The organism is Sphingomonas sp., assembly GCF_036731925.1.
Lineage (GTDB): Bacteria > Pseudomonadota > Alphaproteobacteria > Sphingomonadales > Sphingomonadaceae > Sphingomonas.
In genome coordinates this window covers 1,171,985-1,196,089 of the sequence record NZ_DAINDJ010000002.1, presented here as the reverse complement: position 1 = coordinate 1,196,089, position 24,105 = coordinate 1,171,985, and the positions used below count along the sequence as shown (strand labels likewise).

21 protein-coding genes, 1 tRNA gene and 1 pseudogene are annotated in these 24,105 nt (G+C 67.4%); 9 read left to right on the top strand and 14 right to left on the bottom strand.

Annotation, left to right across the window (positions count from 1 at the left end):
• The first annotated feature begins 23 nt into the window (after positions 1–23).
• From ftsH to V7E00_RS15160, 3 genes are all read left to right on the top strand, one after another.
• On the top strand, positions 24–1,985 hold the full coding sequence (ftsH, locus tag V7E00_RS15170) for an ATP-dependent zinc metalloprotease FtsH (RefSeq protein WP_333573450.1): 1,962 nt from the start codon (positions 24–26) through the stop codon (positions 1,983–1,985).
• Positions 1,986–2,063: 78 nt separating this feature from the next.
• Positions 2,064–2,432: a hypothetical protein gene (locus tag V7E00_RS15165; RefSeq protein ID WP_333573449.1), complete on the top strand. Its 369-nt coding sequence runs from the start codon at positions 2,064–2,066 to the stop codon at positions 2,430–2,432.
• Between the two features lie 127 nt (positions 2,433–2,559).
• Entirely contained in the window at positions 2,560–3,051 is a 492-nt protein-coding gene (locus V7E00_RS15160; RefSeq protein WP_333573448.1) for a hypothetical protein, read from the top strand.
• A 138-nt stretch (positions 3,052–3,189) separates the two neighbouring features.
• Here V7E00_RS15160 and V7E00_RS15155 read toward each other — a convergent pair whose 3' ends face one another.
• Complete coding sequence (locus V7E00_RS15155) at positions 3,190–3,435, bottom strand: hypothetical protein (RefSeq protein ID WP_333573447.1); 246 nt, start codon at positions 3,433–3,435, stop codon at positions 3,190–3,192.
• 255 nt (positions 3,436–3,690) lie between these two features.
• Here V7E00_RS15155 and V7E00_RS15150 point away from each other — a divergent pair, with 255 nt between their 5' ends.
• The gene (locus V7E00_RS15150; RefSeq protein WP_333573446.1) at positions 3,691–4,593 is read left to right on the top strand and encodes a manganese catalase family protein; all 903 of its coding nucleotides are present in this window, start codon (positions 3,691–3,693) and stop codon (positions 4,591–4,593) included.
• Between the two features lie 42 nt (positions 4,594–4,635).
• On the opposite strand, the gene V7E00_RS15145 is transcribed toward V7E00_RS15150, so the two are convergent.
• The 4 genes and pseudogenes from V7E00_RS15145 to V7E00_RS15130 form a co-directional block, all read right to left on the bottom strand.
• A complete protein-coding gene (locus tag V7E00_RS15145) occupies positions 4,636–6,003 on the bottom strand; it encodes a Coenzyme F420 hydrogenase/dehydrogenase, beta subunit C-terminal domain (RefSeq protein ID WP_333573445.1) in 1,368 nt (455 codons plus the stop codon).
• Complete coding sequence (locus V7E00_RS15140; RefSeq protein WP_333573444.1) at positions 5,996–7,111, bottom strand: polysaccharide pyruvyl transferase family protein; 1,116 nt, start codon at positions 7,109–7,111, stop codon at positions 5,996–5,998. The genes V7E00_RS15145 and V7E00_RS15140 overlap by 8 nt, the downstream gene beginning before the upstream one ends.
• Positions 7,112–7,386: 275 nt before the next feature.
• Positions 7,387–8,339, bottom strand: a pseudogene (locus V7E00_RS15135) (IS3 family transposase); the annotation flags it as partial.
• Between the two features lie 460 nt (positions 8,340–8,799).
• Positions 8,800–8,890: transfer RNA gene (locus V7E00_RS15130), tRNA-Ser, on the bottom strand.
• A 78-nt stretch (positions 8,891–8,968) separates the two neighbouring features.
• Here V7E00_RS15130 and V7E00_RS15125 point away from each other — a divergent pair.
• Positions 8,969–9,856, top strand: a complete 888-nt coding sequence (locus tag V7E00_RS15125) for a peptidylprolyl isomerase (protein ID WP_333573443.1) — start codon at positions 8,969–8,971, stop codon at positions 9,854–9,856.
• 4 nt (positions 9,857–9,860) lie between these two features.
• Here the strand turns inward: V7E00_RS15125 and V7E00_RS15120 are convergent, their stop codons facing one another.
• From V7E00_RS15120 to V7E00_RS15105, 4 genes are read right to left on the bottom strand one after another with little or no spacing between them, the layout of a single operon-like run.
• Positions 9,861–10,454 carry an ABC-type transport auxiliary lipoprotein family protein gene (locus V7E00_RS15120; RefSeq protein WP_333573442.1) on the bottom strand — a complete coding sequence of 198 codons (594 nt, stop codon included), beginning with the start codon at positions 10,452–10,454 and terminating at the stop codon, positions 9,861–9,863.
• A gap of 8 nt (positions 10,455–10,462) precedes the next feature.
• Positions 10,463–11,428: an MlaD family protein gene (locus V7E00_RS15115; RefSeq protein WP_333573441.1), complete on the bottom strand. Its 966-nt coding sequence runs from the start codon at positions 11,426–11,428 to the stop codon at positions 10,463–10,465.
• On the bottom strand, positions 11,428–12,249 hold the full coding sequence (locus V7E00_RS15110; protein WP_333573440.1) for an ABC transporter ATP-binding protein: 822 nt from the start codon (positions 12,247–12,249) through the stop codon (positions 11,428–11,430). Before V7E00_RS15110 ends, V7E00_RS15115 begins: the two co-directional genes overlap by 1 nt.
• Positions 12,246–13,355, bottom strand: coding sequence for an ABC transporter permease (locus V7E00_RS15105; protein WP_333573439.1), 1,110 nt, complete (start codon positions 13,353–13,355; stop codon positions 12,246–12,248). The genes V7E00_RS15110 and V7E00_RS15105 overlap by 4 nt, the downstream gene beginning before the upstream one ends.
• 61 nt (positions 13,356–13,416) lie before the next feature.
• Here V7E00_RS15105 and V7E00_RS15100 point away from each other — a divergent pair, with 61 nt between their 5' ends.
• The 3 genes from V7E00_RS15100 (at position 13,417) to V7E00_RS15090 (ending at position 18,490) form a co-directional block, all read left to right on the top strand.
• The gene (locus V7E00_RS15100) at positions 13,417–14,094 is read left to right on the top strand and encodes an HAD family hydrolase (RefSeq protein WP_333573438.1); all 678 of its coding nucleotides are present in this window, start codon (positions 13,417–13,419) and stop codon (positions 14,092–14,094) included.
• A gap of 92 nt (positions 14,095–14,186) precedes the next feature.
• Entirely contained in the window at positions 14,187–15,899 is a 1,713-nt protein-coding gene (locus V7E00_RS15095) for a histidine kinase famiy protein (RefSeq protein WP_333573437.1), read from the top strand.
• On the top strand, positions 15,896–18,490 hold the full coding sequence (locus V7E00_RS15090) for a PAS domain-containing protein (RefSeq protein ID WP_333573436.1): 2,595 nt from the start codon (positions 15,896–15,898) through the stop codon (positions 18,488–18,490). The genes V7E00_RS15095 and V7E00_RS15090 overlap by 4 nt, the downstream gene beginning before the upstream one ends.
• Here V7E00_RS15090 and V7E00_RS15085 read toward each other — a convergent pair.
• The 4 genes from V7E00_RS15085 to V7E00_RS15070 all read right to left on the bottom strand — a co-directional run bounded on the left by V7E00_RS15085 (position 18,487) and on the right by V7E00_RS15070 (position 22,768).
• Complete coding sequence (locus V7E00_RS15085) at positions 18,487–19,503, bottom strand: glycosyltransferase family 4 protein (RefSeq protein WP_333573435.1); 1,017 nt, start codon at positions 19,501–19,503, stop codon at positions 18,487–18,489. The two genes, V7E00_RS15090 and V7E00_RS15085, sit on opposite strands and share 4 nt — an antisense overlap.
• Before the next feature lie 127 nt (positions 19,504–19,630).
• The gene (locus V7E00_RS15080) at positions 19,631–21,310 is read right to left on the bottom strand and encodes an alpha-amylase family glycosyl hydrolase (protein ID WP_333573434.1); all 1,680 of its coding nucleotides are present in this window, start codon (positions 21,308–21,310) and stop codon (positions 19,631–19,633) included.
• Entirely contained in the window at positions 21,307–22,422 is a 1,116-nt protein-coding gene (locus tag V7E00_RS15075; protein WP_333573433.1) for a glycosidase, read from the bottom strand. Before V7E00_RS15075 ends, V7E00_RS15080 begins: the two co-directional genes overlap by 4 nt.
• A gap of 37 nt (positions 22,423–22,459) precedes the next feature.
• Entirely contained in the window at positions 22,460–22,768 is a 309-nt protein-coding gene (locus tag V7E00_RS15070) for a chorismate mutase (RefSeq protein WP_333573432.1), read from the bottom strand.
• 80 nt (positions 22,769–22,848) lie between these two features.
• On the opposite strand from V7E00_RS15070, the gene V7E00_RS15065 reads away from it, so the two are divergent.
• Complete coding sequence (locus V7E00_RS15065) at positions 22,849–23,862, top strand: polyprenyl synthetase family protein (RefSeq protein WP_333573431.1); 1,014 nt, start codon at positions 22,849–22,851, stop codon at positions 23,860–23,862.
• A 21-nt stretch (positions 23,863–23,883) separates the two neighbouring features.
• On the opposite strand, the gene V7E00_RS15060 is transcribed toward V7E00_RS15065, so the two are convergent.
• Entirely contained in the window at positions 23,884–24,102 is a 219-nt protein-coding gene (locus tag V7E00_RS15060) for a hypothetical protein (RefSeq protein WP_333573430.1), read from the bottom strand.
• Between the last annotated feature and the right edge of the window lie 3 nt (positions 24,103–24,105).

The following is a 24,105-nucleotide window of genomic DNA, read 5'->3' as shown; positions in this document are numbered from 1 at the left end:
GCTGGAAAGGTACCGGGTACACGATGAGCGATAACGGCAAGCAGCAGGGTCCGGAAAACGGGGGTAATAACCCCTGGATGAAGAGCCTGCTCATCTGGGTGGGTATTCTCGCAGCTCTGGCGCTGTTCGTCACCCTGTTCGACACCCGCACCGCGCAGCCCACGGGCAATGCGATTCCCTATTCCACCTTCCTCGACAAGGTGCAGTCGGGTGACGTGAAGGACGTCAACATCGCGGTCGGCTCCGGTGTGATCACCGGCACGACGAGCGAGGGCAAGTTCCGCACGAACAACCCGGGCGACCCGAAGCTGGTCGAGACGCTGCGCGCCAAGGGCGTGGTGATCAACGCGCGTCCGGAAGACTCGCCGTCGATCTGGCAGTACATCCTCGTCCAGTCGCTGCCGTTCCTGCTGTTCCTCGGCATCGCCTTCTTCGTGCTGCGCCAGATGCAGAAGAATTCGGGCTCTGGCGCGATGGGCTTCGGCAAGAGCCGCGCCCGCCTGCTGACGCAGAAGGAAGGCAAGGTCACCTTCGATGACGTCGCCGGCATCGACGAGGCGCGCGAGGAGCTGCAGGAGATCGTCGAGTTCCTCAAGGACCCGTCGAAGTTCGCCCGCCTGGGCGGCAAGATCCCCAAGGGCGCGCTGCTGGTCGGCTCGCCCGGTACCGGCAAGACGCTGCTCGCCCGCGCGATCGCCGGCGAGGCGGGCGTTCCCTTCTTCACCATTTCGGGTTCGGACTTTGTCGAGATGTTCGTCGGCGTCGGCGCGAGCCGCGTCCGCGACATGTTCGAGCAGGCCAAGAAGTCCGCCCCGTGCATCGTCTTCATCGACGAAATCGACGCGGTCGGCCGTTCGCGCGGCGCCGGGCTGGGCAACCAGAATGACGAGCGCGAGCAGACGCTGAACCAGCTGCTGGTTGAGATGGACGGCTTCGAGGCGAACGAAGGCATCATCATCGTCGCCGCGACCAACCGCCCCGACGTGCTCGATCCCGCGCTGCTGCGTCCGGGCCGCTTCGACCGCCAGGTCCAGGTGCCGCGCCCCGATATCGAGGGCCGCGTGAAGATCCTGCAGGTCCACATGAAGAAGGTGCCGATCGCACCGGACGTCGATGCCCGCGTCATCGCGCGCGGCACGCCGGGCTTCTCGGGTGCCGATCTCGCCAACCTCGTCAACGAGGCGGCGCTGCTCGCGGCCCGTCGCGGCAAGCGGCTGGTGGCGGCGCAGGAATTCGACGACGCCCGCGACAAGGTGCTGATGGGTGCCGAGCGCCGCTCCATGGTGATGACCGACGACGAGAAGCGGATGACCGCCTATCACGAAGCCGGCCACGCCCTGGTGTTCGCGCACGAGCCGACTGCCGATCCGATCCACAAGGCGACGATCATCCCGCGCGGTTTCGCGCTGGGCATGGTGCAGCCGCTGCCGGAGCGCGACTCGTACAGCTATCACCGCGACAAGATGCATGCCGATATCGCCGTGGCGTTCGGCGGCCGCGTCGCCGAGGAACTGATCTTCGGCTATGACAAGGTCAGCTCGGGCGCCTCGAACGACATCATGCAGGCGACCCGTCTCGCCCGCGCGATGGTCACCAAATGGGGCCTTTCGGACAATCTCGGTCCGCTCGATTTCTCCGAGAGCGAGGACAGCTTCACCGGCTATTCGGTGGCGCGCGCCAAGCCGATGTCGGACGAGACCGCGCGGCTGATCGATGCCGAGGTGAAGCGCTTCGTCGAGAAGGGCCTCAACCGCGCGCGGCAGATCCTGGGCGACCATACCGACCAGCTTCACACGATCGCGCTGGCGCTGCTCGAGTATGAGACGCTCACCGGCGAAGAGATCAAGAAGCTTATCGCCGGCGAGACGCTGGACCGCGGCGATCCCACCGGCACCCCGGGCATGCCGGCGGTAGGCGGCACCTCGATCCCCAAGACGCGCAAGCTGAAGGATCCGTTCGGCAATCCGGCGCCGCAGGGCGCCTGAGGCTGCCCGGCATTGCTAGGTTCAGCTTCGCTACGATAGAGAGCGCTCCCGGGAACCCTTTCCGGGAGCGTTTTTCTTATGCGCCGACTGTTTCTGGCGGCCGGTGGACTGATGCTCGTGGCGGTGCCCGCGCAGGCGATGAGCGTGGCCGAGTTCCTCGCCAAGGTGAACGCGCTCAAGGCGAAGGGCGCAATGGCGATGTTTTCGTCGGACATCGGTCTGCTGAAGCAGGAAGTGGAGGGCGCCTCCGCCGCCTATCGCGGCGACCTTGCCGCAGCCATTGCCGCGGGCCGGGCGCCGGGCAGTTGCCCGCCTCCCAAAGGGCAGGTGAAGATGGGCAGCAACGAGCTGATCGCGGCCTTCGAGAAGATCCCGCCTGCGCAGCGCGGGATCAGCGTAAAAGCAGCTTTCGCGAAAATGATGCAGCAGCGCTTCCCCTGCAAGTGATCCTGCAAACATAAGATAGTATTGGTGAAATCTTCGGAACGGCGCTTGCTTGCGAACGGTTGGTCGATCGCCGTCCGGCAGCAGCCTTGCCGGGCGCATCGACTCACGAAGCGCAAGGAGCGAACCGATGGACTATCGCAAGCTGGGATTTGGACTGGGTCTCTTCTCGATCGGGCTCGGCATCGCCGAACTGGCGGCGTCAAAGCGGATCGCGCGGGAGCTGTCGGCGGACGACCATGACGGCCTGGTGCGGGCGTTCGGCGCGCGGGAGCTGCTGGCCGGCGCTGCGCTGCTCTCCGGCCCGGCGCATGGTGTTCGGGTGTGGAACCGCGTGGCGGGCGACGCGATGGACATTGCCGCGCTTGGCCTCGCGGCGCGGCGCGCGCCGCAGAACAAGGCGGTGTGGGGCGCGATCGCCTTCGTCGCGGCGGCAACGGCGCTCGATATCGTGACGGCAATCGGGCTCGATCGCACCACCGGCAAGACGCTCCCGGTTGGACAGGAAGAAGATGCAGACGCTGCCAGCGTCGGAGCAGCCGAGGCGCCATCGGGAGCGGAAGGCAAGGCGACCTCCATAGAGCCGGGCGGCGCCCAGGCACTTCTGCCGGCATTGGGATAAGGTCTCGCCCCCCCCCCCCGACGGCGGGGGGCAAGGGGGGCGACGCGGCGGTTTTCGCCTCGGAGGTCCAGCGCGCGACGCTCCCCCCTTTTCGGCCCGTTTCCGCGAGCGGTGAGGGACGCGAAGGGAGCGGAAAGACTATTCCTCCCCCTTGGTGGTGGCGTTCGGGTTCGGGCCGCCCTCATAGTTGATGTGGCTCTGGCCGCCATGGCCCATCAGGTGGCCCGGGCCTTCCTTGCGCGCCTTCTCCGGATAGGGGTTGGGGTAGGCGCCGCCTTCGCTCTCGCCTTCCGATCGGCCGTGGGTATCGGCATCCGAAACGCCGTCGGGCGCGCCTTTCCGGGCGTCACCGCCGCTCGCCTGCATCGGCTGTTTGTCGCTCATCTGAGAAGCTCCTGATGTCCGGTGGTTCTTCTCCATCAACGAAGCGGCGCGCGCGCCCGTTCCGCTGATCGCCTGGCTCGTTCAGCAAGTTTGTGGCGGCTTTGTAGAAGAAGCCGCAACGAACCGCGCTGCACGGTCGATGCGGCGTCCAATCTTACGCAGGTTAAACGCCAAAAAATCGATCAGTCGCAAAGTCTTTGCAACAACGTACCAGGCCAGCCGCTCTTGGTGGGTACCCCATCAAGGAGAGACGGCATGTTCATGCACAACAAGCGCCTGCAATATACCGTGCGCGTAGCCGAGCCCAATCCGGTGCTCGCCTCGCTGATGCTCGAGCAGTTCGGCGGCCCCGACGGCGAACTCGCAGCTGCAATGCGCTATTTTACGCAAGGGTTGGCGGAGGATGATCCCGGCCGCAAGGACATGCTGCTCGACATCGCTACCGAGGAACTGAGCCATCTCGAAGTGATCGGCTCGATCGTCGCCATGCTCAACAAGGGCGTGAAGGCGCATATCTCCGAAGGGGACATGGAAGAGGCCGAACTGTACATGTCGCTCACCCAGGGCGGCAACAGCCATACCCAGGCGATCCTGTATGGCGGCGGTCCGGCGCTGACCAACTCGGCGGGCGTGCCGTGGACGGCGGCCTATGTCGACAGCCGCGGCGATCCGACCTGCGACCTGCGCTCGAACATCGCCGCGGAGAGCCGCGCCAAGATCGTCTATGAGCGGCTGATCAACATCACCGACGATGCCGGCATCAAGGACGCGCTCAAGTTCCTGATGACGCGCGAGGTGGCGCACCAGAAGTCGTTCGAAAAGGCGCTCTACTCGATCGAGGACAATTTCCCGCCGGGCAAGCTGCCGGGCGTGCCGGAATATTCGAGCATGTACGTCAACACCTCGCAGGGCGAGGGCGACATGCGCGGTCCATGGAACGACGGGCCGGAGTGGGACCGGGTCGACGACCTCCAGCAGACGCTGCCCGCCGACAGCGGCGACGGCATGCCGACGGTGACGCTGGGTTCGGCCGATACCGCGGCGCTGACCCAACTGGCGGAGCGGACCAAGTCCGATCCCTCGACCAACCCGACCACGGGTGCCGATCTCGCCGCCGGCCCGGGCGCCGGGCGGACCAAGAGCGACGTGGAAGCCTGAGACGTCGACCCGGCCGGGCATGCTGCCCGGCCGGGTCTTGCTTCAGCGGCGCTCGATCCTGTCGAGCCAGGTGCCGAGCCGGCCGCGTGAATAGGTGAGCGCCTGGTAGAGACCCAGCGACGCCTTGGCCCAGCCGACGTACAGCCCCGGCATGCCCAGCCGATCCGCCGCCCAGGCGACGCGGTGGCTCCAGGCGGCGATCCCCGCCCGCATCCGATAGACCAGCTTGCGCCGCCAGCCGATCCCGGCGGCATTGGGCGACACCCGTTTGATCGGCCGGATGCCCCGGCGGCTCCAGGTCAGCCGATAGGCGAGCCCCTCGCGGCGATGGCGCAGCCCGGCATCCTGCGTGCCGGCGATGAAATCGGCGTCCACGCCCCCCAGTGTAAGCCGCCCGGTGCCGATCGCGTCGGCCACGATGTCGCGCAGCTGCGGCGACCGAACGATCACGACGTTGGTGCCGCGCCCGTCCGAGGAATAGGGCTCCACCCAGGCATCGCCGAACGCGATGTCGGCGGTCTCGGCGACGACATCGTCGCACAGGTTGCAGGCGCTGTTCTGGAAGAAGCCGGCGCCCCAGTCGCCGTCCGCGAGATGCCACCAGTCCTGCCAGCGCGCGCTGCCGTCGGCGAGCGTCAGGTGCGCGGTGTACCAGTTGGCCGGGCGATCGGCATCCTTGCGGCGATATTCCACCGCGGTGACGGCATCCGGATCCACGTCCAGCTGCCAGGCGAAGCTGTCGACCAGCCGCCCGCTCTTCATATGGCCGCAGAACAGCCCCAGCGTGGCGGTGATCCGCTGGGCCAGGACCGGCTCGGCGGCGCGGGCGAGGTGCACCGCCTTGATGAAGCAGGGAATGCCCACCACGGCGTAGCGGCCCGGTACGCGGCGGATCTCGTCGAGGACATGGGCCAGATGCACCGGGTGGTAGCGCGAGCGCGCACCCTCGGCGATCTGGTCGAGGCTGCGCGAGATGCGATAGCCGAAATGCGGCGCGCCAGGGCCGGGCAGCGGCACGACATGGGCGACACCGTCGATCAGCCCGCGGCGCAGCAGCTCGGCAGCGACCCAGCTGACCATCCCGCCCGAGCTGCCGCCGGCGCGGAAATGCCCCTCGGCGACATGGCCGACATAGGCAGTCTCGAACCGCCCTATCCGCTGGTCGGCGATCGGAGCGGCCGGGAAACGGCGCTCGGCGATCGCGTTTTCGTCCACTGCCTGGGGCGAGAAGGGGCAGGTAGCGGCGAAGCGCGGCGTCGCCGTCTCGCGCCAGCCGGGCGGGCCCTGCGGCTTGAGCTGGCGATAGCCGTCCCAGCCCATATGCCCGCCGCTGCCCTGCGACGCGCAGGCGCCGCAGCCGATGCACAATCCGGAGCGAACAATGGCGGCGGGGCTCGGCGCCTCAGCCAAGCACCTTGTCCAGATAGGCGCTCGACTGGTCGCGCATCGCCGCGATCCGGTCGCCAATCGCGGCATCGAGCGGCGAATCGAGGATCGGGCCGAGGTCGATCGGCGCACCGGGCACCAGCAGGTGCCGCTCGGCGCCGAGCATCTCGGTAAGATCGCGCACCTTGTTCATCCGGTAGGGCGAGGTCGCGCAGGCAAACGGCTTCTCGTTCAGCAACGCGAATACGCAGCCATGGAAGAAGTTCGTCAGCACCGCCTCCGCCCCTGCCACCGCTGCGGCGAAGTCGTGCGGGCCCGCGTCCAGCCATTGTTCGTCCGCCCAGTCGTTGCGATAGCCAATGCTGACCAGCCGCACGCCGCGCGCCGATGCCCAGGCGCGGGCTGCATCGGCAAAGGCGGCCGGCATGCCATGGCCATAGACCAGCGCGTACCGCCCCTCGGGCACCGGCACCGCCGCATCGCGCGCGGGCGGGAATTGCAGGCAGGGATCGAGCACCAGTGTCGGCTCGCGGCCGATCGCCTGGGTGACCAGCCGGCGGCTGTTGGCGTCGCGCACCGCGATCATGTCGAAGCGGCGCAGCTGGTCCTGCCAATAGGGATCGAGCCCGGCATCCGCGTCATAGCTGCCGAAGCTGGCGGCATAGGCCGCGACGCATTCGGCGTTCAGCCCCTGTCCGAAGAAGATCGAGGCGCCGCCATACCAGGGGTGCCGCAGGTTCCACACCTCGTCGCTGCCGACCAGCACGGTATCGACATGCGGCATCTCCAGCGGATCCACCAGGTCGAAGCCGGGGGACAGCGGCAGCGCGTCGAAGGCGCAGAGGAACTTGCGCAGCTTGGCGCCGTAGCGCCGCCGGTCCTCGGCGCTGGCACGCACCGGCAGGGTAGGCTGGAGCGCGGTCCGCCACTCGGCGCGCGTCACGCGCGGCGATTCATGGTCGAGCAGCATCACGCGGTGGCCGCGGGCATGCACGCCCTCCGCCAGGCAGCGCGCCTGCCAATAGGAGCCATAATTGATGCAGCGATGGAAGGTAAGGATGCCGACACTGCGCGTATCGCTGCGCAGATCGTAGAGAAGCGTCGAAGAATCGTCGGTACCGGGAAGTTTCATGCGCGCGCGCGCCCGGTGCCGAAATCGGCCGAAGCCATGTGGTGTCCTCCCATTGGTCGCGCGTTGAACGTCGGGGAGGGCGGGCGGTTGCGATCGCGGTTGCGAAAAATCACAGGGCCGCAACTTTCGCCGTACGAAATTCGGTGGAGGGCGCCGCGCGGTACAGCGGGGCAATGAGCCACGCCGCCGCCTAGTTGCCCGCGCTGATCGGATGCCGGGCTAACCTCGCGAGGATCGTCGCGAGGATCGTCGCGCCGCTCTAAGCTCCAGTGTCCTTATGCCCTTTTGCGGGGGCGGCTCATAAATTCAGCGGGTGCCAACCCGCCAAGACTGCTGTGCGGGCGCACGTTGTTGTAGTCCGTTCGCCATGCCTCGATGATCCGTCTTGCTGCGGCCAGCGATGGGAACAGGTGCTCATTTAGGCACTCTTCGCGCAAACGACCATTGAAGCTTTCGACGAATTCCTTCTGCTGCGGCTTGCCCGGCGCGATGTAGTGCCATTCGACCCCGGTGTCCTGGGACCAGGCAAGGACGGCGTGACTGATCATTTGGGTACCGTTGTCGCTGACCACCATGCACGTCAGCCCGCGACGTTCGGCGATGGCGCTCAGTTCACGAACGACCCGCCGGCCGGACAGCGACGTGTCGACGATACAGGCCAGACATTCCCGGCTGTAATCGTCGATGACATTCAGCATACGAACCGCCGGCCGCAGGCCAACGCGTCCGACACGAAGTCGAGCGACCGGCGCTGGTTGGGTTCCTGCGGAATCGCCATTGGCGCCCGCGTGCCGAGCTCCCGCTTGCGGCCGCCACGCTTGCGCACCGTCAGCCGCTCCTCGCGATACAGCCGGTACACCTTCTTCAGGTTCATGCCCTTGCCCTCACGTCGCAGCAGTCTCGCCAGCCGACCGCAGCCGAACCGACGACGCTCGTTCGCGATCTTGCGCATACGCTCGCGGACAGCGTCGTCCTGTCCGCGAAGCGGCTCATATTGCTACGCCGACCGATTGACCCCGACCAGCCTGCAGGCGCGACGCTCGGAGAAGCTGTATCGGCCATCAGCTTCTCCACGGCAGCGTAGCGTTCCACAGACCGCGTGAGTTTTTTCCAGCAGATCCTTCAGTGCTGACACATCGAGCATCGACTCCGCCAGCAGCTTCTTCAGCCGGCGGTTTTCGGCCTCCAGCGCTCGCAACCGAGCAGCGCCCGAAACCGCCAGGCCACCACGCCTTTCGTGTTCCGCGTGAACCATTTCGGCAGTGCTGCGAGACGTCAGAATGACCTGGCGCTCCTGCTTGCGCTCAGCGGCACGATCGATGCCCCGCGGGATCTTCCTGCGCTGCATCGCGCGCGTCAGACAGGGAGACAGTCTTTAGTGAATCGAGACCAATCTACCTTCGCCGTCCGTTTGATTGAACGCGAAGAATCCACCTGCCCATCCCTTTGCCTGTGACATCGAGAAATAGGCCGTCGCCGTCGGCGTACGCCAGGGCTCCGCCAACGAGTGTATCTTGAGCGCAGTGCGTTTTCCCCTAACCCTGCTCCGAAATACCAACCACTTTAGCCACCACTTGTGGTGGGAATTCGTGGAATTGAACGAAGTCCAATGACACCAAAAACCTCGGGATTCTCTCGAATTTCGCGCAGTTTGAGGGTAGTTTCGCTAGCCGAAGAAAGGGCGTAGCTGGCGGAGCGGGAGGGATTCGAACCCTCGATACGCTTTTGGCGTATACTCACTTTCCAGGCGAGCGCCTTCGACCACTCGGCCACCGCTCCGCAGGATACCTGGAAGGCGCGGCCCTACCGTTCCTTGGGCGGCTAGGCAAGCGCCCGTTGCCATGCCAAGCTCTCCGAATGGCAAAAACCCTGCTCGTCCTCGCCGCGACCCTCGTTGCCGCGCCGCTCGCCGCTCGGAATGCCCCGCAAACCGCGGCGCTCGCGCGACCCAGCCCTGCCGCGGCCGAGCCGGCACCGGAAGACTGGCGCGACATTCCCGATGACGAGATCCTGCTGATCCAGCTGAAGAACGGCAGGCAGGTCGCCATCCGCTTGGCCGCGCGGTTCGCGCCCGCGCACGTCGCCAACATCCGCAAGCTCGCCGCCGCGCGCTGGTGGGACGGGGAGAGCGTCTACCGGGTGCAGGAGAACTGGGTCGCGCAATGGGGCGACCCGACCGAGAATAAGCCGTTGCCGCCCGAGATCCTCACCAGGCCGCCCGCCGAGTTCGAGATCGGCGCCTTCGCGCCGGCCCAGCGTCTGCCCAGGCCCGATTCCTATGCGAGCGCGACCGGCGTCACCGCCGACGGCTGGCCGATCGCCAGCGACGGCAAAGTGGCCTGGCTCACCCATTGTTACGGGATGGTGGGGGTGGCGCGCGACCAGCTGCCCGATACCGGCACCGGGTCCGAGCTGTTCACCCCGATCGGCCAGTCCGCCCGGCGGCTGGACCGCAACTATACCGTGGTCGGCCGCATCATCGAGGGAATGCAGCTCCTCTCGGCGCTGCCGCGCAGCGATGCCGCGATGGGGGTCTACGCAACCGAGGGCGAGCGGACCGGCATCGCCTGGGTGCGGCTGGCGAGCCAGCTGCCACCGGACGAGCGGCCGCATTTCCAGGTCCGCGCGACCGACAACCCCCGCTATGCTGCGATGCTTGCGCTGCGCATGAACCCGGCGCCGCCGATGGTGGCGACCGGACTCAACGTCTGCGATCTGCCGGCAGCGGTCCGCCGCCGGCCCTGAGCCGTTACTTGCCGACCCAGTCCGCCACCTGGTTCGCGACCTGATTGGCGGCCTGGTTGAGCGCGGGGCCGATCGCGGCCGTATCGACGGCGGACACGGGCACGCGCGCCTCGAAGCGGCGGCGTTCAAAGGCCTGGGTGCCCTCGCGGCCGAGCGCGGCGTCAAAGGTGACTACGGCTTCCATCTTGCTCGCATCGACGCCGAAGCTGCGCAAGTCGCCGCTCAGGCTCGCGCTGGGGGTGCTCAGCGACTGGCGGCGGCTCAGCACGATCCGGCCGGTGCGCGCGGCGACGGTGTCGGCCAGCAGCCGGCCGAACAGGCTGGCCGGGCCTTCAACCCATTGCGCGTCCTTCACATAGGCCACCGTCGTCCCGCCTGGCCCCGAATGCACCGGCACGCGGGTGGTGGCGAGTTCCTGGGGCGCATTGACGGGGCCGATCGACACGGCCTTGACCGTGCCCGATAGCTGGACTTCGCCCGCCGGAAGCACCGCCGCCGGCTGCAGCGTGAGCAGCGACGCCGGCGGCTTGGCCGCGAACGAAATGCATCCGGACAGCGGCACGGCGGCGAGCAGCGCAGCGATAGCGGGCTTGTTCATCCGGAACCTCACTTCTTCGGCTTGTAGGTGGGCAGCGCAGGTGCCCCGATCAGGCTGGAAGCGCCACCCTGATCGAGCTTGTGCGCAACATTGGTGAGCGCGAGCGACATCTCGCGCAGATCCTGCACGAGCTGGCCAACCTCGGGCATGGTCTTGTTCGAGAAGGCCTGGATCCCCGGCCGGGCATCGCCGATTGTCGCATCCAGCGTCTCGACGCTCTTGCGCGCCGAGGTGATGGTGGCGTTGAGATTGGCGATGGTCGGCTTGATGTCGCTGTTCATCATGCCGTTGGTGGACTCGGCAAGCTGGCCGATCTGCTGGGCGGCGGCGCCGGCCTGCTGGATCGCGACGCGAGTCTCGGCAAGCGTGGCGGCGATCTCGGGGCCGCGATCCGCCAGCGACTTGGTCAGCCGGTTGGTGTTCGCCAGGATGCCGCCGATCGATGCCTGGTTCTTCTCGTCGAGCAGGTCGGACACGCGCTCGGTAAGCGTGGTCAGCCGTTCGAGCAGCTTCGGTGCCGAGCTCAAGAGCGCGCCGAGGCCGCCCTGCTTGGTCGGGATCACCGGCACGCCCAGCGGGCAGGCGGCGCGGGGATTGTCCTGGGGGCACTCGATCGGGGGCTGGCCCTTCACCGCGCCGTCCAGCTGCACGGTGCTGGGGCCGGTGAAGCTGCCCTGGATCGTGGCGTTGGTGCCTTCGAGGATCGGCACGTCGGGCTGCACGCTGATGCGCACGCGCACGAGGCTGGGATCGGGCCGCCAGAACTGGATTTCCTTCACCTGGCCAGCCGGCACGCCCGAGAAGCTGACCGAGGAGCCGCGGCTCAGGCCGTCCACCGACTGCTTGAAGAAAATGTCATATTCACGCTCGTCACCGCCACCCAGCCGCGACAGCCAGACGATGAATAGACACAGCACGGCCAGCAGAATCAGCACGACCGCGCCGACCAGCACATGATTGGAACGCGTTTCCATCAGCCCCTCTTATCCTCGTGCACCGGCCGGTTCGGGCCCGCGACCGCAGCGCGTCCGCGCGGCCCGTTGAAATATTCCTGGATCCACGGGTGATCCAGCGCCAGCAGTTCCGGGATCGTGCCCACGGCAATCACCCGCTTGTCGGCAAGCACCGCGACGCGGTCACAGATGGCATAGAGCGTGTCGAGATCATGGGTGATCAGGAACACGGTGAGCCCCAGCGTCTTCTGGAGCGACGCGGTCAGCTCGTCGAATGCCGCTGCGCCGATGGGGTCGAGGCCGGCGGTGGGCTCGTCGAGGAACAGCAGCTCGGGATCGAGCGCCAGCGCGCGGGCGAGACCCGCCCGCTTCTTCATGCCGCCGGAAAGCTCGGCCGGGTATTTCGGCCCCGCTTCGGGCGGCAGGCCGGTCATCACCACCTTGTAGGCGGCGATTTCCTCCAGCAGCGCAGGGTCGAGCCGCGGATAATATTCCTTGAGCGGAACCTGCACATTCTCGGACACCGTCAGCGTGGAGAACAGCGCGCCGCCCTGGAACAGGATGCCCCAGCGCTTGCGGATGTCGACCGCCTCGGTCTCCTCGCGGCCGATCGTGTTCTCGCCGAATACCTCCACCGTGCCGTCCAGCGGCGGCTGGAGGCCGATGATCGAACGCATGAGCACCGACTTGCCGGTGCCCGACCCGCCGACGACGCCGAGGATCTCGCCGCGACGCACGTCGAGGTCGAGCTGGTCATGGACGATCTGCTCGCCGAAGCCGTTGCGCAGACCGCGGACGCGGATCAGGATTTCGCGATCGTCGTCGCGTGCAGCGTCGGTCATGTCCAGCCCACATTGGTGAAGAACACCGCGAAGAAGGCGTCGAGCACGATCACGAGGAAGATCGCCTGCACCACGGCGGTGGTAGTGCGCTGGCCGACCTGTTCCGCATCGGCTTCGACCTGCATGCCGTGGAAGCAGCCGGCCATGGCGATGATCGCGCCGAACACCGGCGCCTTTACCAGCCCGACCCACAGGTCGGTGAGCGGCACCACTTCGCGGATGCGCTGGATGAAGGTGATCGGCGGAATGCCCAGATCCACCCAGCAGAGCAGGCCGCCGCCGATGATCGAGATGATCGAGGAATAGAAGCCGAGCAGCGGCAGCATGAACACCACGGCGAGGACACGCGGCAGCACCAGCGCTTCCATCGGGGAGACGCCGATCGTGCGCATCGCGTCGATTTCCTCGGTCAGCTTCATCGTGCCGATCTGCGCGGCGAAGGCCGATCCCGATCGACCGGCGATCATGATCGCGGTCATCAAAATGCCGAGCTCGCGCAGGGTCAGCCGGCCGAGCAGGTTGATCGTGTAGATTTCCGCACCGAACTGGCGCAGCTGTACCGAACCCTGCTGGGCGATGACGATGCCGATCAGGAAGCTCATCAGCGCGATGATGCCGAGCGCGCCGACACCGACCACTTCGAACCGCTGCACCGTCGCGTTGAAGCGGAAACGGCTGGGATGGGTGATGACGTTCCACAGCGCGAGCGCCGTCGCGCCCATGAAGCCGAGCAGGCCGTAGAGCGTCTTGCCCGAATTGATGACCGCGCCGCCGATCTCGTTCAGCGCGCGGGTGAACGATCCCGGCGGTGGCGGCGGCAGCTGGATGGGATGCTCGGCGGCGACCACCTGATCGAGCAGATGCTGTTCGTTGCCGCTCAGCCCGTCGATCGCTGCGCCGCGTTCCCGCGCGAAGCGGTGCACGACCCAGGCGCCGACCGTATCCATCCGCCCGACCGCACTTAGGTCGAGCCGGGCCACGGCGCCGTCCACCGTTTCCAGCCGCGCGGGCAGGTCGCCCAGGCAGGCGAGCGAAAGATTGCCGGAGAAGCGGAGCACCGCCTCGCCGTTCTCGTCGGACCGTTCAAAGTCGGCGGGTGCCCTCATCGAAACCCCCTTTCCGCGATTCTGGCTGGAACGGCAAGTTCCTCCGTGGCTAGAGGGCGCAATGCAACGCCTCGCCATCTACGACATGGACAAGACCATCACCGCAAAGCCGACCTGGACGCGGTTCCTGCTGCACGTTGCGCGCACGCGTGCGCCGTGGCGGCTGGGGCTGTTTCCCTTGGTCGGTCTGGGCGGCCTGGGCTATCTCGCCCGCCGTATCGACCGCGCCGGGCTGAAGCGCCTGTCGCACCGGCTGCTGCTCGGCCGGGCGCTGCCGCCGGCGGAGATGACCGCGGTCGCCGAGGCCTTTGCCGAGCTTGAGTTGCGCAAGGGCGTGCTGCAAGGGGCCCGCGCGCAGATCGAAGCTGATCGCGCCGCCGGCTGCCGGCTGGTAATGGCCACCGCCTCGCACCGCTATTACGCCGAGGCGATCGGCAAGCGGCTGGGCTTCGACGACGTGATCGGCACCAATGCGAAGCGGGATGGGCAGGGGCATATTCTCTCCGAACTCGAGGGCGAGAACTGTTACGGGCCCGTAAAGCTCCACATGATCGAAAATTGGTTGGCGGCGCAGGGCCTGCTGCGCGCAAACTGCCATGTCCGCGCCTATTCCGACCATGTCTCCGACGCGCCGCTGCTCGAATGGGCGGACGAGGCTTTTGCGGTGAACGCGCATGGCCCGCTGGCGAAGCTGGCTGAGGCCCGCGGCTGGTCGCAACTGGACTGGCGCCGACCATGAGTTTTTCCTAGCACTTCCAAAAGGTTCGCAACCGCAACGGCATTTCGCGCATTTGTCTGGCGGGTTGCTGTGATCACGAGGAAGCGAAACGCGTGCAGAGGGATGACGACCAGAAGCCGGCCGCGACCGGAGAGCCGGCGGGCGATCTGAAGGATTCCACTTCCTACAGCCCTACGGGCGTTCACCCGACGCACCATTGGAAGCGTGCGATCATCGGCGCCCCTGGTCTGGGCGACCGCAGCACGGTGTTCTTCGCCGCGCTGCAGATGACGCGCATGCCGATGATCCTCACCGATCCGCGCCAGGACGACAATCCGATCGTCTTCGCCAACAAGGCGTTCCTCGACCTCACGGGCTATGAGGAAAGCGAGGTCCTCGGCCGCAATTGCCGCTTTCTCCAGGGGGCGGAAACCGACCGCGACGCGGTGGCCGAAATGCGCGGCGCAGTGGATGCGAAGGAAGCGATCGCGATCGAGGTCCTCAACTATCGCCGTGACGGATCGTCCTTCTGGAATGCGGTGTTCATCGCGCCGGTGCTGGGGCCCGATGGCGAGCTGCTCTATTTCTTCGCCAGCCAGCTCGACGTGACCCGGCGGCGGCAATCCGAACAGGCATTCCGCCAGGCGCAGAAGATGGAGGCGATCGGCCAGCTTACCGCCGGTCTGGCGCATGACTTCAACAACCTGCTGCAGGTGGTATCCGGCAACATCGACATCGTTGCGGGGCAGGTGGAGGACGAGCGGCACCAGCGCCTGCTGACCAACGCGGCGCGTGCCGCCGACCGCGGATCGAAGCTCACCCGCCAGCTGCTCGCCTTCGCCCGCAAGACCCGGCTCGAGCCGAAGACCGTGGACATGAACCAGCTGATCCACGAGTTCGGCGACCTGCTCGACAACACGGTCGGCGCGCAGATCCGGCTGGTCACCGCGCTCGAGCGGCGGCTGCCCGCCGTCGAGATCGATCCGACCCACCTCGAGATGGCGATCCTCAACGTGCTGCTCAACGCGCGCGACGCCATGCCCAAGGGCGGCACCGTCACCATCGCGACGCGCCTGTGGAAGCTGAACGGCGATGCGCCGATGCACCAGTTGCCGGAAGGCGAGTATGTGGTCCTCACCATCCGCGACGAAGGCGCCGGCATGCCTGAAGATGTGCGGCGCCGCGCGACGGAGCCCTTCTTCACCACCAAGGGCGCGGAGCGCGGCACCGGGCTGGGCCTTGCGATGGTGCATGGTTTCGTCCAGCAATCGCTGGGGCGGCTGGAAATCGACAGCATGCCGGGCGAGGGGACCGAGATCCGCATGCTGTTTCCGACCGCCAGTGCCATGGCCGGCACCGTCCCGGCCCCCGCGCCTGCACCGAGGCGCGCAGCCGGCGAGGGCGCGAGCGGCGGCAGCGAGACAATTCTTCTCGTCGAGGACAGCGATGACGTCCGTGCGCTGGCGCAGGAGCAGATTGCCGCCCTTGGCTACCGCGTCGTGCTTGCCGCGAGCGGCGAGGAGGCGCTGGAGCGGCTGAAGACCGAGACGGTCGACCTGCTGTTCACCGATATCGTGATGCCAGGCGGCATGAGCGGGCTGGAGCTGGTCGAGCAGTTCCGCCAGACCCATCCCGAAACGCCGGTGCTGATGACCACGGGCTACAACGAGGATCTGGTCGCCGACATCCCGCGCGGCTCGAACCTCGACGTGATCGGCAAGCCCTATCGTCGCGAGCAGCTGGCGGACCGCATCCGTGCGGCGCTCGACCGGCGCACCTCGGGCCCGCGGCGCGACCCCAACCCCATCGTGCCGGCCGAGGGATGAGCACGCCGGCGGGCATCGGCGGATCCGGTGCGACGCCGTTGGACCGGCTGGTCGCATCGCGTGACTGGTCCGATTCGCCGCTCGGGGCCCCGGACAACTGGCCCCAGAGCCTGCGGAGCGCCCTTGCCGTCATGCTGCCGTCCCACGCACAGACCGCGCTGTTCTGGGGGCCCGAGTACGTCGCGCTCTACAATCCCGCCTATGCCCAGACGATCGGCAACAAGCATCCGAAAGCGCTCGGCTGCCCTGCCCGGCAGCACTGGGCGGAGAGCTGGGACGATCTGGGCCCGATGCTTGCCCATGTCCGCACGACGGGGAAGACGCTCTCCGCGCGCGACCGGCGCTTCTACACCGAGCGTTATGGCTTCGGCGAAATCGTCTATTTCGACATTTCCTTCTCCCCCGTGTTCGAGACGGACGGCACGGTCGGCGGCGTGTTGGCGATCGTTTCGGAAAGTACCGAGCGGGTGAAGGCCGAGAAGCGGCTGCGCGACAGCGAGGCGGCGCTGCGGGCCAGCGAAGCGCTCGCCCGCGAGCAGGCCGACGAACTTGCGGTGATGTACGACAATTCGCCCGTCGGGCTGGCGGTGCTCGACACCAACCTGCGCTATGTGCGGATCAATCGCCAGCTGGCCGAATGGAACGGCATTCCCGTGGTCGATCATATCGGCCGCCATGTCAGCGAGATCGTGCCCGAGCTCAGCGACCAGGTGGTGGAGGCGCTGTACCGGGTGCTGGGCGGCGAGCCGCTGCTGAGAATCGAAGTCACCGGGCCCACGCGCGGGCGGCCGGACGGCACCTCCACCTGGCGGCAGAATTGGGTGCCGGTCTATGACTGGGACGGGACGATCCACCAGATCGCGATCTCCTGCGAGGATGTCAGCGAGGAGCGCAACGCGCAGCACGCGCTGGAAACGCTCAACCGCGTCGGCGCGGCGCTCTCGGCCGAGCACGACCTCGAGCGGCTGGTGCAGATGCTCACCGATGCAGGAGTGGAACTGACCGGGGCAAGCGTCGGCGCCTTCTTCCACAATGTGATGGACGAGAGCGGCGAGCGGCTGCACCTGTTCACGCTTTCCGGCGAGGAGCGCAGCCGGTTCGAGGCGCTGGGACGGCCGCGAGCGACGGGCGTTCTCCGCCCGATCTTCCGCAACGTGGTGATCCGCTCGGACGACGTCACTCGCGAGCCCGACTATGGCCACAACCCGCCGAACCACGGCATGCCGGCGGGCCACCCCGTGATCACCAGCTATCTGGGCGTGCCGGTCGTCTCGCGCGATCGATCGGTGCTGGGCGGATTGCTGTTCGGTCATCCGCTGCCCGGTCGCTTCACGGCGCGACACGAGGCGCTCGCGCGCAGCCTGGCGGCGCAGGCGGCGGTGGCGATCGACAATGCCGGCCTGCTTTCCGACGTACGTGCCGCCAACGAGACGCTGGAGCGACGCGTGGAGGAGCGCACCGCGGCGCTGCGCGAGACCGAAGCGGCGCTGCGCCAGAGCCAGAAGATGGAAGCGATGGGCCAGCTGACCGGCGGCGTCGCGCATGATTTCAACAATCTGCTGACCCCGATCATCGGCAGCCTCGACCTGATTCTGCGCAAGCGCGGCGACGATCCGATGCTGCATCGGCTACTCGACGGCGCGATGCGCTCGGCCGAGCGGGCGAGCACGCTGGTGCAGCGGCTGCTCGCCTTCGCCCGGCGCCAGCCCCTGCAACCCGCGCCGGTCGACATGGTCGCGCTGGTCGACGGGATGGTGCCGCTGCTCGCCAGCACGCTCGGCCCCAAGATCGCGTTGTCGGTCAGCAAGCCGGAGACGCTGCCGGCTGCCCGGGCCGATGCCAACCAGCTGGAGATGGCGCTGCTCAACCTTGCGGTGAACGCGCGCGACGCGATGCCCGAAGGCGGCGCGCTCGAGGTGCGGCTGGGGCTTGGCGACGCGCAGGAAGCGCCGTCGCCGCTCGGCCCCGGGCACTATGTGCGACTGGCGGTGCGGGATACCGGCACGGGGATGGACGCGGCGACGCTCGCCCGGGCGGTCGAGCCTTTCTTCTCCACCAAGGGGGTCGGGCGCGGCACCGGCCTCGGCCTGTCGATGGTGCATGGGCTGGCGAGCCAGCTGGGGGGCACGATGGGGCTGGAGAGCCGGCCAGGCGAGGGAACGGTGGTCGAACTCTGGCTGCCGGTCAGCGACGACGCGCCCGCTGCCGTCGCGGCGCAGGGCCGCCACGAGCCCCACGCCGGGGCGGGCATGGTGCTGCTGGTAGACGACGAGGACATCGTTCGCGGCACGGCGGCGGAGATGCTGCGTGCGCTCGGCTATCAGGTGCAACCGGCGGACTCCGCCGAAGCGGCGCTGGCGATGCTCGACCACGGGCTCGTCCCTGACCTGCTGGTGACGGACCACCTGATGCCGGGCATGACCGGCACCGACCTCGCACGCGAAGTGCATGCCCGGCTGGGCGAGGTGCCGACGCTGATCGTCTCGGGCTATGCCGATGTCGAAGGCCTGGGGCGTGACTTCGCCCATCTGCCCAAGCCCTTCCGCCAGGCCGATCTCGCGCGGGCGCTGACCCTGCTGGGCGTTCGCTAGGCGGTGTTTCCGTCAAGGATGCTGCGGTAAAGCGCGATATACTTGTCGGCCATCGCATCGACCGAGAAGCGCGTTTCGATCGCGCGGCGGCAGGCGGCGCGGTCGATCGACGCGACGCGCTCGACCGCATCCGCCCCTTCGTCGGCAGAGGCGACAAGGATCCCGGTGGCGCCGTCCTCGATCAGCTCGGGCATCGACCCCCGCCGCACGGCGATCACCGGGGTGCCGCACGCCATCGCTTCGATCACCGAAAGGCCGAACGGCTCGTCGAAGTTGATCAGGTGGAGGAGCGCACGGGCGCTGCCCAGCGCCCGGATTCGCGCCGCGCCGCCAACGGGGCCGTGATAGACGATCCGGTCGTTCAGATGCGGCTGCACCGCGCGCTCGAAATAGCCCTGGTCCTGGACGATGCCGTAGAGGTTGAGGCGGCGGCCGGTCGCCTGGGCGACGGCGATCGCCTCGGCGGCGCCCTTGTCCGGGTGCATCCGGCCGAAGAACAGCAGGTCGTCGCTGCCTTGCTGGTCAAAGGCGAAATCGTCGAGCGGAATGCCGTGGTGGATCGTCGCGGCATAGCGCAGCGCCGGGTGCCGGTCTGCGTCGGAGATCGCGACATATTGCACGCGCTCCTCGAACGGCTTGTACATCGGCAGGATGCGTTCGGAGGAGAAGCCGTGGATCGTCGTTACCATGGGCGTGTCGATCAGCGGGGCATAGGCGTGCGCGGGGAAATCCGCCTGGTTGTGGATCAGGTCGAACTCGGACGCGCGGGCGAAGAGGTGCGATTGATGGGCATATTCCCACACCTTCGCGTCGATCGCAGGATCCTCCGCATAGCCGCGCGGCACCACGCCGGCCAGGCGAGCGGTGGTGACTGAATCCTGCGTGGCGAACAGGGTGACGTCGACACCTTTCGCCACCAGCGCTTCGGTGAGCAGGCTCGTCACCAGCTCCCACGGGCCATAATGCCGCGGCGGCGTGCGCCAGGCGATCGGCGCGAGCATGGCGATCTTCATGCAATGGGACCGAAGGGGGTGGCGTGCACCTCTCCGCCGTGCTCCTGCGAAAGCAGGGGCCCAGGGTAGGAGAGCGAATCGCGCGTGGCACTGGGCCCCTGCTTTCGCAGGGGCACGGGAATGTTGGTCATGCGAGCAGGATGCCTTGATTGGGGGCGAGCGGGAGGACAGCTGCGTCACCCCGCCGTTCTTCATCCCCGCGAAGGCGGGGATCCATTGGTGGGAACGCTTCCGTGCGATCCCCGGCCGCACTGGCAAATGGATACCCGCCTTCGGGGGAATGACGAGGAGAAGGTGTGGTGAGGATGGGGGCGAGCGTTGCCGCCCAGTCCGGCAGCACCAGCGTCTGTGGCGCATCCGACAGGTTCAGCGCCACGAGCACGCGGTCCTCGCGGTGCCGGCGCTCGTACGCCAGCACGGCGCCGTCGCTCGACACGGCGTGCCAGCTGCCGATCGACAGCGCGGCGCGCGCCCGCCGGAGCGCGAGCAGCGCGCGGGTGAAATTCAGCAACGAAGCCGGATCGTCGCGTTGCGCCATGACGTTGCGCGTCGCCCAGTCCGGGTTGAGCGGCAGCCAGGGCTCGACCGTGCTGAACCCGGCGTGGCCGCTCGCATCCCACGGCATCGGCGTGCGCACTTCATCGCGGTTGAAGGCCGTGTCAGGCTCGCGCAGCGCCTGGGGATCGCACACCCGGTCCGGCGGGATAGGCACGTTGGGCATGCCAAGCTCGTCCCCTTGGTACAGCGTCGGTGTGCCGCGTAGCGTGAGCAGGAGCATCATCGCCACCGCCGCCTGATCTGTCCCCACCCGCGAGGCGACGCGCGGCTTGTCGTGGTTGCCCAGCACCCAGTTCGGCCAGCCGTCCGCCGGCAGCGCGCCTTCATAGTCGGCGATCAGTCGGGCCAGTGCGGGGGCGTCCCAATTGGCATCGAGCAGGTGGAAGTTGAAGGGCAGGTGCACGCCGCCTCCGCCTTCGCCATAATAGGCGACCAGACGCGGGATCGGCAGGTAGATCTCGCCGATCAGCACGCGCTCCGGATAGCCCTCCGCCACGTCGCGCATCGCGGCGATCACCTCCATCATCTCGGGCTGGTCGGCGGAGTGAACGGGCAGCAGCCGTTCGATGTCCTGCATGCCATCGCGCCAGTTCGGATTGGCGGGGTTGTCGGGGAAGTCGGCATGCTTGATCGCCAGCCACAGCACGTCGATGCGGAATCCGTCGACGCCGCGATCGAACCAGAAGCGCATCGCGTCGAGCATCGCGGCGCGCAGATCGGGGTTGCGCCAGTTGAGCTCGGGCTGCTCCTTCAGGAACTGGTGGAGATAATATTGGCCGGTGGCGGCGTCCCATTCCCAGGCGCTGCCGCCGAAATAGCTCTGCCAGTTGTTGGGCGGTCCGCCATCGGGGGCGGGATCGCGCCAGATATACCGGTCCCGCTTCGGGCTTTCTCGCGAGGATCGGCTCTCCAGAAACCACGGGTGCTCGCTGGAGCTGTGATTCGGCACGAAATCGAGCAGCAGCTTAAGACCGCGGGCATGCGCGGCATCGCGGAGCGCATCGAAGTCCGCGAGCGTGCCGAAGCGCGGGTCGACCCCGCAATACTCCGCCACGTCATAGCCGAAATCGGCCATTGGGGAGGGGAAGATCGGCGAGAGCCAAACCGCGTCGATGCCAAGATCGACCAGATAGTCGAGCCGCGCAGTCACGCCCGCCAGATCGCCAATGCCGTCGCCGTTCGAGTCGTTGAACGAGCGTGGATAGACCTGGTAGATCACGCCCTTCTGCCACCAGAGCGGCTCGGTCATCGGAAGCGTTCCTTCGGGATGTGGGTGATCCGGCACGCCAGATCCGCCTCGCCGCTGGCGACGATGTAGCGCTCGCCCGCATCGACCAGCCCGGTGGTGAACACCACCGGCGTCGGCAGATAGAGCTGGTGCGCGATGTCCGCGGTCAGCGCCGGATTGGCCTCCAGCAGCGGCACCGTGTCTTCCTGCCGCAGGATCACGCCGGGATCGTCGCGATCGAGCAGCGCCCAGAAGCTGCGATAGATGCCCACCGCGTCGCGTTTCTCCACGCCGTGGTAGATCAGCAGCCAGCCCGCATTGGTCAGCACCGGCTGGCTGCCCCCGCCGATCCGCTGGTTCGAGGTCGAGCCCTTGCGCGCCCGGATGCCCGGCTGGTCGAGCGGCTTCCAGTGCAGCCCGTCGGGGGAGCGGGCGAGGTTGATGGAGGGGCCGCCCAGCCAGGGGGAGTCGTCCGGATAAGCGAAATAGACTTCGCCCAGCGGCCGGGTCAGCGCGTGGAAGAAGCCGTCGATCCGCCCCTCGAACAGCAGCATGTCCTTGTTCTGGTGGTCGAGCACCACCCCCAGCAATTCCCAGTCGAGCCCCTCGGTCGAGCGGTACATCGCGGTGCAGTGCCGTTCGGCGGAGACCCCGCACACGGTCATCCAATAGGTGCCGTCGATGCGCGTGATCCGCGCATCCTCGACGCCGTAGTCCATGTACGAGGCGCTGGGTGCGATCGCCTTGTTGTAATGCACCGCCACCACCGTGCGGGCATCGGCATCCAGCTCCACCGGCAGCAGCCAGGACAGCGAGGTGAGCCCGAGCAGCCGCGGGTTGCGGTCCTTGAGCGCGAACTGGCGCGGGTCCGTCATGTCGAGCCCCGCTACCGCGTGGCGATCGAGCACATAGCCTGAGGGCGTCCAGCGAATTGCTCGGGCATGCCCGTCCACCACAGGATCGCGCAGCGCCTCGGCCACGCGGACCATCAGCAGCAGATTGCCGTTCGGCAGCCGCGCGAAGCCGGGGTTGAACGCGCCGAGCACATAGGTGGCATCGTCCACGCCGCTGCGCAGCGGCGAGCGGGTCAGGTCGACATCGTCGGGCCGGAAGATCAGGTAATCGTCGCTCAAGCGCTTGCCCCCTCGGGTTTCACGCCCAGCAACGGAGTCAGGCTCCCGGGGTTCCGGCTGCGGTCTCGGCTTCCTGGGCCTGGCGATGGTGGCGGATCACCTCGTCGATGATGAAGCGCAGGAACTTCTCGGAAAATTCGGGGTCGAGATCGGCGTCCTGCGCCAGCGCGCGCAGCCTTGCGATCTGCGCCTCCTCGCGGCCGGGATCGGCGGGCGGCAGCCCGGCCTCGGCCTTGTAGCGCCCTACCGCCTGGGTCACCTTGAACCGCTCGGCGAGCATGAAGACGAGCGCCGCATCGATATTGTCGATGCTCTGGCGAAAGCGGGTCAGCGTCGCGTCGGTCATGGAAATCCCTTTTGCCGCTGCGGCACGGCCTTGCAAGCACTCTTGCCTTTGCAGGGCACAAAGGCCAGAGGCACGTGCATATGAGCGCAACCGTCCACCGCCTGGGGTCGCGAACCCAGCCCTCGCTCGATCCGATCATGGCGCTGGTCGCCCAGGACATGAACCTGGTCAACGCGGTGATCCTCGATCGCATGCAGTCGGAAATCCCGCTGATTCCGGAGCTTGCCGGCCATCTGATTGCCGGCGGCGGCAAGCGGATGCGACCGATGCTGACGCTCGCGAGCGCCCGGCTGCTCGGCTATGCCGGCACGCGCCATCACAAGCTCGCCGCGGCCGTGGAGTTCATCCACACCGCCACGCTGCTCCACGACGACGTGGTCGACAGCTCGGACCTGCGCCGCGGCCGTCGCACCGCCAATATCATCTGGGGCAATCCGGCGAGCGTGCTGGTCGGCGACTTCCTGTTCAGCCGCTCGTTCGAGCTGATGGTGGAAGCCGAGAGCCTCAAGGCGCTGCATATCCTGTCGAACGCCAGCGCGGTGATCGCCGAGGGCGAGGTCAACCAGCTCACCGCCGTGCGCCGGATCGACCTGTCCGAGGACCGCTATCTCGACATCATCGGTGCGAAGACTGCGGCGCTGTTCGCCGCGGCCTGCCGCGTGTCCGCGGTGGTTGCCGAGCGTCCGGAAGCGGAGGAGCTGGCGCTCGACGCCTATGGCCGCAACCTCGGCATCGCCTTCCAGCTGGTCGACGACGCGATCGATTACATCTCCGACGCGTCGACGATGGGCAAGGATGCCGGCGACGATTTCCGCGAGGGCAAGATGACCCTGCCGGTGATCCTCGCCTATGCGCGCGGCAACGAGGCGGAACGCGGTTTCTGGAAGGAAGCTATTTCGGGCCGCCGCATCTCGGACGAGGATTTCGTCGAGGCGATTCGGCTGGTGCGCAGCTGCCGCGCGGTGGACGACACGCTGGCGCGCGCCCGGCATTATGGCCAGCGCGCAATCGATGCGCTCGGCGGCTTCCGCGCCTGCGAGGCGAAGGACGCCATGGTAGAGGCCGTCGAATTCGCGGTGGCGCGCGCCTATTGACGCGCGCCCCGGCCGGCGGACTCAGTCGTCGGCCGGCTTTTCCTCGTCTGCGTCCTCGTCAACTTCGAGCGCGTCTTCCTCGTCCATGTCGAGCACTTCCTCGATGCCCTCGACGATCAGGTCGAGCTGCTCGTAGCTCGCCGTCATCTCGATGGTTTCGCCGTCCTCATCCTCGAGGTGCAGCGTGTAGTCGCCGTCGCTATCCGGCGTGATGGTGAACTGGGAAAGGATTCGTGCCATGTC